This window comes from Promicromonospora sp. NPDC060204, from assembly GCF_042728455.1.
In the GTDB taxonomy this organism is placed as follows: Bacteria; Actinomycetota; Actinomycetes; order Actinomycetales; family Cellulomonadaceae; genus Promicromonospora.
This window is the reverse complement of the sequence record NZ_JBHWZO010000053.1, coordinates 21,007-28,398: the sequence shown is the minus strand read 5'-3', so window position 1 is coordinate 28,398 and position 7,392 is coordinate 21,007. Positions and strand designations below refer to the sequence as shown.

Genomic DNA, 7,392 nt, shown 5'->3' with positions numbered 1-7,392 from the left:
GAATCGCTGGGTGGAAGCGCACTTCTCGTGCGCCCGCTCCGCGGTCAGCGCGCGCCGGCCGCCTCCTGCGGTGCGCGGGCCGACGCCGCTGCCGCTGCCGACGTCGACGCCGCGGCACGGGTCGGCGTCGGCAGGCCCAGGTTGTCGCGCAGGGTGGTGCCCTCGTACTCCGTGCGCAGCGAGCCGCGCTCCTGGAGCAGCGGCACGACGTCGTCCACGAGCTCGTCCAGGCCGGTCGGCACCAGGTGCGAGCCGATCACGAACCCGTCCGAGCCGTCGTTCTGCACGAAGTCGTCCAGCGCGTCGGCAACCTGCGTCGGCGTGCCGACGAACGCACCGCGCGTGAACTCCTCGATCACGGTCTGCCGCAGCGACCAGCCGTTGGCCTCGGCCTGGGCCCGCAGGCGGGCCACGGTCGCGGGCCGGTCGGCGTGCGTCAGGGCGCGTCCCGCGATGAACGACGGCGCGTCGAGCGCGGGCTCGACGTCGGGCAGCGGGCCGTCCGGGTCGTAGGCCGACAGGTCTCGGTTCCAGATCTGCTCCAGCAGGATCTGGGCCGTGCGGCCCGTGACCTGCTCCTCGCGCACCCAGCGGGCCTTGTCCTGCGCCTCGGCCTCGGTCGCCCCGAGCACGAAGGACGCGCTCGGCAGGATCTTCAGGTGGTCGGGGTCGCGCCCGAACCCGGCCGCCCGTGCCTTGACGTCCTGGTAGTAGGCGCGGGCCTCGTCGAACCGGCCGTACGGCGAGAAGATCGCGTCCGAGTTGGCCGCGGCGAAGTCCCGGCCCTGCGGCGAGACCCCCGCCTGCAGGATCACCGGGTGGCCCTGCGGCGAACGCGGGACGCCGAACCAGCCGCCCACGTCGAACTGCGACCCCTCGTGCGCGAAGGACCCGGCGCCGGACCGGGAGAAGATGCCCGCCTCCTTGTCGATCACCAGGTCCTCGGCGGCCCAGGAGTCCCACAGGGCCCGCACCACCTCGATGGTCTCCGCGGCGCGCTCGTAGCGCTGGGAACGGTCCAGGAAGCCGCCCCGGCGGAAGTTCCCGCCGGTGAACCCGTCGAAGCTCGTCACCACGTTCCAGGCCGCGCGCCCGCCCGAGAGGTGGTCGAGCGAGGCGATCTGCCGCGCCAGCTCGTACGGCTCGTTGAAGGTCGCGTTGATCGTCGCGGCCAGGCCCAGGTGCTCGGTCACGGCGGCGAGCGAGGCCAGCACGGTGAACGTGTCCGGCCGCCCGACGATGTCCTGGTCGAAGACCTGCCCGTCCCGCTCGCGCAGCGCCAGGCCCTCGGCGAGGAAGAAGAAGTCGAACCGGCCGCGCTCGGCGGTGCGGGCCGTGTGCTCGAAGGTCGAGAAGGCGATCTGGCTGCCCGACTCCGGGAGGTGCCACAGGGTGTGGTGGTTCACGCCGCCAAGGTAGGCGCCGAGGATGATCTGCTTGCGGGGCTTGCCGGTGGGTGTGCTCATGGTCTGCTCGCTCTCAGGTCTCGGGCTGGGGTTCCGGTCGCACCGGGTCAGACGGCGGCGAAGCGGTTGGGGACGTCGGTCGGCAGGCGCAGCAGCCCGCGCAGCGAGCCGGCGTCGTAGGCGGTGCGGGCCAGGCCCCGGCGCCGCAGCTCCGGCAGCACGTCCGTGACCAGGACGTCCAGGTCGTCGGGCAGCACGGCGGGACGCAAGCGGACGCCGTCGTACCCGAGGCCCGACCAGGCCTCGACCACGTCGGCGACGTCGGCCGCGGAGCCCGCGAGCACGCGCGCGTCGGTGACCCAGCCCCGTTCGGCGCCGGCGGCAGAGCCCGCCCGCGCGTCGAGGCGGGCCAGGCGCTCGGCCGCCGCCCGCCCGTTCGCGTCGAGCACCACGGCGAGGTCGGCGACGACCCGCAGCGGCTCGCCGGTGCGGCCCACACGGGCCTCGGCGGCCCGCACCTCGGCCAGGATCGACCCCGCCGTCGCGTCGTCCTGCGGCGTCACGAAGACGACGTCGGCCGCGCGGGCCGCCAGCTCGTAGGGCACCGGGGCGTGCGCGAGCGCGGTGACGACCGGCTGGCCCTGCGGCGGGCGCGGCGTGATGGACGGGCCGCGCACGGAGAACCACCGCGTCTCGACGTCGACGCGGTGCACCTTGTCGCGGTCGATGAAGCGGCGCGTGGCGACGTCGCGGATCTCGGCGTCGTCCTCCCAGGAGTCCCAGAGCGCGCGGACCGTCTCGGCCACGGCGGCCGCCTCGGCGAAGAGCTCGGCGACCTGCTCGTCCGCCCGTCCGGAGGCGTAGTCCTCCAGCGTGATCTCCGGCAGGTCGCGGCGGCCGGTCAGCCGCGCCTCCGCGCCCGACGGCGAGGCGCGGACCTGCCAGCCCGCCCGGCCCCGGCTGGTGTGGTCGAGGGTGGCCAGCGCCTTGGCGACGTGGAACGGCTCGGTGTGCGTGACCGTGACCACGGGGACGAGCCCGATGTGCCGCGTCGCGGGTGCCACGCGCGCCGCGACGAGCTCGGCGTCCAGCCGCACCCGCACGCGGTCGGTCCGGTCGGCGGCCGGGTCGTCCCACGGGCCGACCGGGATGCCGAAGCTGTCCTCGAACGTCACGAGGTCGACGAGCCCGGCCTCGGCAAGCTGGGTCAGGCCCACCCAGTAGGCGGGGTCGGTCAGGGCCTCGGGGCGCGCGCCCGGCTCGCGCCACGCCGCCGGGTGCCAGCCGGCGCCGTCGAGGGCGACGGCGACGATCGGGGTGCGTGCCGGGGCCGGGTCGTCGGCCGGATCCTGTGGTGCGGTGAGAGAACCGTCGGTCGTCATGGCTGCTCCTCGCGGCGTCGGGCGGCCCGGGCGGGGGCCGCGGTGGCGCCGACGATAGGTCCGCACGGGGACCTGCCAAGGGGTCCGCCGGAAGTTCTCACATGGTGGTCTCACATAGTGGCGGCCGACGCCGTGACGCCGACGCCGGCCGCGACCACCAGCGGTCAGGCGGGGACGACCCGGGCTCGACCCGCCCGGTCGTACGGCGTGCGGCCCTGCCCGACGAACAGGGTGACGACATAGGTGATCGGCAGGATGTAGGCGGCCGCCGTGAGGATCGCGAGGCCTGGTCCGACCGCCGACGACCCGACCAGGCCGATCGCGGCCGCGTGCCCGATGGTCCACGGCACCGCCACCTTGAGCGCGTTCCGGAGCAGGGCCGAGCCGAACGAGAGCCGCCCGCCGTCCATGACGCCCACGACCTTGAGCCCCAGCACGCGCTTGCCGATCGTCGCCTGCCGGGCACCCGACTCGAGGACGGCCAGGAAGATCGTCAGCGGCACCGCCGTGACGAGGGCGGAGACCACGTTCGTGGTCACGGCGGACCACTGGCCCGTGACACCGGAGAGGTACAGCGGGATGCCGACCGCCGCGAGCAGCGCGAGCCACACCAGGAAGCAGAGCCAGTCCACGAGCCAGGCCACGATGCGCCGCCATCCTTGGGGGTTCACGGGGCAGACGGTATCGCGGGGGGACGGCATCGGGGGTGCAGCTGTCGCAGGTTCGGCGGCGCCCGTCAGAACGCGCGGAGGTTGGCCCGCAGGCCGCCGTCGGCCCACTCGGTGCGCAGGATGCCGCGCCGCCTCAGGATCGGGACCAGCTCGTCGAGCGTGCGGTGCACGGTGACGGGGTGCAGGTCGCCCCACAGCAGCACGCCGTCGTTGCCCCACTCCCCCAGCTCCTCGATGAGGTCGGCCAGCTCGCCGGCGGTGCCCACCCAGCCCGAGCGGTCGGCGATGCGCCCCAGGCGGGCGAGCCCGCCGAGCAGCACGCGCAGCGGCGTGGTGGCGAGGTCGTGGTCGCCCACGAGCCGCTTGATGGAGCCGTGCGAGACGTGGTCGCCGAACACGCCGGTGGGCAGCGGCTTGTCGAGGTCGAGCGCCGTCAGGTCGGTCTCCAGGTCGCTCGACTGCTGCTCGGCGATGCGCCACAGCGTGCCGTCGTCCGGGTTGGCCGACGCCGCGACCAGCCGGTCGGCCTCCTGTGGGCTGGAGACCAGCACGGGTTTGATCGCGAACAGCACCTTGACGTGCTCCAGCGCCCGGCCGGACGCGCGGGCGGCGGCGTGCACCCTGGCCCGGTAGTCGCGCACGCTGCGCTCCGTCAGGGGCGCGAGCGCGAGCTGGACGTCGCTGTTCGCGCCGGCGAATGCCAGCCCGCGGCCCGAGCCGCCGGGCGAGACGATCACGGGCTCGCCGTCGGCGCCGTCGGCGAACGGGAGGGCGTTGAGCGGACCGTCGAACGCGTAGTGCTCGCCGCGGTGCCGCACCGGGCGCAGCAGGCCACCATCGGCATAGCGGCCCCCGGTCCGGGCACCGCCGGGCCCGACGGTGCCCGGGTCGGCGATCAGCGCGCCGTCGTCCCAGGACCGCCACAGCGAGCGGACGCCGTCGAGCCACTCCTCGGCGCGGTCGTACGCGGCGTCGTGCCCCAGCGGCGGCGCGGCGGAGAAGTGCCGCGCGCTCCCGGTGTCGGTCACCAGGTTGAGCCCGAACCGCCCGCCCGAGAGGTGCTGGAGCGTCGCGAGCTGGCGCGCCCCGGTGTAGGGCAGCACGGCGGCCGGGTTGACCGTCGGCACGATGCCGAGGTGCTGCGTCGCGGCGAACAGGTACGGGGCCAGCAGCAGCGGGTCGTGCTTGGGGCCGCCGAACGCCTGCCGCACGCGCAGGTCGATGGTCTCCGGGCTGCCGAGCGACGGGGCGTCCTCGATGATCAGCAGGTCGACGCCCGCCTGCTCCAGGGCGCGGGCCGACTCGACGTAGAGGTCGGGCCGGGTCCAGTCGTAGTTCCAGTCCAGGTAGTCGTGGCCCCAGCCGTGCGGCCCGAAGCCGCGGGCCAGGAACCAGCCGAGGTGCTGCTGGCGGGTCATGGTGTCTCCTTGCGTGTGGTGCTCTTCGCGTCGGGGGTGCTGGCGCCGGCGCGCCGGGCCGCTTCGTCCGCCGATCTGAGGCCGCGGTCGAGGTCGCCGATGAGGTCGGGCAGGTCCTCGATGCCGACCGAGAGGCGCAGGGTGCCTGGGTGGATGCCCGAGGCGGCGCGTTCCGCCGGGGTGCGCAGCACGTGGCTGGTGCTCTCGGGATGCAGCACGAGCGAGCGGACGTCGCCGATGTGGGTCATGTGCGTGAAGACCTGCACGGCCTCCACCAGGGCGCGCGCCGCGGGGGCGCCGCCATGCAGCGTGAAGGTGAAGACCGAGCCCTGGCCGTCCGGCAGGTACCGCTTGGCCAGCGCGTGCGAAGGACTGGAGTCCAGGCCGGAGTAGTCCACCGACGCCACCTCCGGCCGGAACGCCAGCCAGCGCGCGACCTCCAGCGCCGCGGCGCTCTGCCGCGCCACCCGCAGCGACAGCGTCTCGATCCCCTGGCCCACGAGGAACGCGTTCAGCGGTGACGGCGTCGGGCCGAACCGCGGCGCCACGGTCTCGCGCAGGTACGCGAGGCGCGCGTTGCCGCCGTGCCGGTCGGCCACGCTCGGCCCGCCCGTGCGGCTCGGCGCCACGAGGTGCGGGTACAGCGCGCCCGAGGCGCGCGGATCGAACGTCCCGGCGTCGACGACGACGCCGCCCAGTACCGAGCCGTGCCCCGCCAGGAACTTGCTGGCGGAGTGCACCACGACGTCGGCGCCGTGCTCGATAGGCCGCAGCAGGTACGGCGTGGCCAGCGTGTTGTCCACGACGAGCACCAGCCCGTGGGCGTGCGCGACGTCGGCCACGGCCGCGAGGTCGGGCAGGTCGTTGCGCGCGTTCGGGATCGACTCCAGGAAGAGCACGCGCGTCTCGGGGCGGATCGCGCGCTCCCAGGCGGCGGGGTCGGCGGCGTCGTCCACGAAGTCGGCCTCGATGCCGAGGCGCGGCAGGTTCTCCAGGAGCAGCCCGCGCGTGCCCTCGTAGATGCTGGACGCGGCGAGCACGCGCTGCCCGGCCTCGACCAGGCCGAGCAGGGCGACCGTGACGGCCGCCTGCCCGCTGGCCAGGAACAGGGCGTCGGTGCCGCCCTCCAGGGCGGCGATCCGCTGCTCGACGGCGGCCGTGGTCGGGTTGCCGGTGCGCGTGTAGGCGAAGCCCTCGCCGGCGCCGAAGTGCCCGGCCGCCTGCTCCCACTCCTCGAACTCGAACCCGGCGGTCAGGTAGACCGGCGTGGCGCGGGGCACCACGCGGGCCGACGGCGCGGCGGCGGGCGAGGTGGCGCGCCCGGCGTCGTCCCGCCCCGCGCTGCGCGCGTGCACCTGCCGGGTGGCGAAGCCGGTCATGGGCGGCCGTCCGTGGAGTTGATGTCGGCGTCGGCGAGGTCCGTGCCGGCGCCGGCGTCGGCGACGTCGAGGCCGAAGGCGAGCAGTCGCGTGGGCCCCTGCTTCGTCTCGACGACGCGCGTCTCGCGCTCGTACAGGCGCCCGAAGCCGAGCCGTTCGTACAGGCGGTGCGCAGCGCGCATCTGGTCGCCGGAGTTCAGCACGACGCGCCGCGCGCCCCGGTCGCGCGCGAGCCCGATGACGTGCCGCACGAGCGTCTCGCCCACGCCACCCCCGCGGGCGTCGGGGTGCGTCGCGAGCAGGCGGAAGTCGAGCTCGCCGTCCTGCGCGAGCTGCGACAGCGCCGGCCCGCCGAGCGCCGGGATGACGACGACGCCGAGCACGCGGGTGGTCCCGCCGCCCGAACCCGTCTCCGCGGCCGGCACCGCGACCCAGACCTCGTGCTCGCTCGCCCAGCGGCTGACGTCGCCGAGCGACTGGCGGTAGCCGTCGCTGATGTCGAAGTCGTGCGTGTAGGCGGTCACGAGCACCTCGGCGGCGGCCCGGTGCTCGTCGTCCCGCACCCGCCGGACGACGACGCTCGGCGCGCTGCCGCCCGTGCCGCCCACCGTGCCGCTGACCGACCGGGCCGCCCGGACCTCGTCCGCGATCGTCATGGTGCCGCGCTCGGCGCCGTCGCGGGCTGGTCCGCTCCGGCGGTCGCGGGCTGGTCGGCAGCCTCGGTCGCCGACTGTCCTGCCGTGTCCACGACGGGCTGGTCCGCCGTTGCCGCCGCCGGCTGGTCCGCCGCCTCCGTCGCGGGCAGCCCGGCCTCCTTCCAGGCGGGGAAACCGCCGTCGACGTGCGAGACGTCGGTGTAGCCGCGGGCCGCGAGCGCCTCCGCGACCGGGCCGGAGCCGTTGATCGAGCCGCACACGATCACGACGGGCGTGTCGAGGGTGATCGCCGGGTTGTCGGACGGCCCGAACAGCGCGTCGAGGTTGTTGCGGTCCGCGAGCGTGGCGCCCGGGATCTCGCCCGCCGAGGCGCGGCCCGCGGCCGAGCGGACGTCGATCAGCAGGGCGCCGCCGGCGACCTTGGCGCCCGCGGCGTCGGGGGTCTGCAGCTCAGGGGTGGTCATGGTGGTCTCCTCCGGG

The 7,392-nt window shown here is 75.3% G+C and carries 7 protein-coding genes; all 7 read right to left on the bottom strand.

The window, feature by feature from the left end; genetic code table 11:
• Positions 1–44 precede the first annotated feature (44 nt).
• Positions 45–1,466 carry an NtaA/DmoA family FMN-dependent monooxygenase gene (locus ACFWEJ_RS09435; protein ID WP_377228942.1) on the bottom strand — a complete coding sequence of 474 codons (1,422 nt, stop codon included), beginning with the start codon at positions 1,464–1,466 and terminating at the stop codon, positions 45–47.
• 47 nt (positions 1,467–1,513) lie between these two features.
• Positions 1,514–2,788: an LLM class flavin-dependent oxidoreductase gene (locus ACFWEJ_RS09430; protein ID WP_377228941.1), complete on the bottom strand. Its 1,275-nt coding sequence runs from the start codon at positions 2,786–2,788 to the stop codon at positions 1,514–1,516.
• Positions 2,789–2,952: 164 nt separating this feature from the next.
• Positions 2,953–3,459: an RDD family protein gene (locus ACFWEJ_RS09425; RefSeq protein WP_377228940.1), complete on the bottom strand. Its 507-nt coding sequence runs from the start codon at positions 3,457–3,459 to the stop codon at positions 2,953–2,955.
• 65 nt (positions 3,460–3,524) lie between these two features.
• On the bottom strand, positions 3,525–4,877 hold the full coding sequence (locus ACFWEJ_RS09420; protein WP_377228939.1) for an LLM class flavin-dependent oxidoreductase: 1,353 nt from the start codon (positions 4,875–4,877) through the stop codon (positions 3,525–3,527).
• Positions 4,874–6,256, bottom strand: a complete 1,383-nt coding sequence (locus ACFWEJ_RS09415; RefSeq protein WP_377228938.1) for an O-acetylhomoserine aminocarboxypropyltransferase/cysteine synthase family protein — start codon at positions 6,254–6,256, stop codon at positions 4,874–4,876. The genes ACFWEJ_RS09420 and ACFWEJ_RS09415 overlap by 4 nt, the downstream gene beginning before the upstream one ends.
• Entirely contained in the window at positions 6,253–6,912 is a 660-nt protein-coding gene (locus tag ACFWEJ_RS09410; protein WP_377228937.1) for a GNAT family N-acetyltransferase, read from the bottom strand. The genes ACFWEJ_RS09415 and ACFWEJ_RS09410 overlap by 4 nt, the downstream gene beginning before the upstream one ends.
• Positions 6,909–7,376 (bottom strand): rhodanese-like domain-containing protein, encoded by a 468-nt coding sequence (locus tag ACFWEJ_RS09405; protein WP_377228936.1) that lies wholly within the window; start codon positions 7,374–7,376, stop codon positions 6,909–6,911. Before ACFWEJ_RS09405 ends, ACFWEJ_RS09410 begins: the two co-directional genes overlap by 4 nt.
• Positions 7,377–7,392 lie beyond the last annotated feature (16 nt).

What these genes read in the sequence shown, in the direction of transcription:
- ACFWEJ_RS09435 (WP_377228942.1), bottom strand. Translation starts at nt 1,466, where the DNA reads ATGAGCACACCCACCGGCAAGCCCCGCAAGCAGATCATCCTCGGCGCC.
- ACFWEJ_RS09430 (WP_377228941.1), bottom strand. Translation starts at nt 2,788, where the DNA reads ATGACGACCGACGGTTCTCTCACCGCACCACAGGATCCGGCCGACGAC.
- ACFWEJ_RS09420 (WP_377228939.1), bottom strand. Translation starts at nt 4,877, where the DNA reads ATGACCCGCCAGCAGCACCTCGGCTGGTTCCTGGCCCGCGGCTTCGGG.
- ACFWEJ_RS09415 (WP_377228938.1), bottom strand. Translation starts at nt 6,256, where the DNA reads ATGACCGGCTTCGCCACCCGGCAGGTGCACGCGCGCAGCGCGGGGCGG.
- ACFWEJ_RS09410 (WP_377228937.1), bottom strand. Translation starts at nt 6,912, where the DNA reads ATGACGATCGCGGACGAGGTCCGGGCGGCCCGGTCGGTCAGCGGCACG.
- ACFWEJ_RS09405 (WP_377228936.1), bottom strand. Translation starts at nt 7,376, where the DNA reads ATGACCACCCCTGAGCTGCAGACCCCCGACGCCGCGGGCGCCAAGGTC.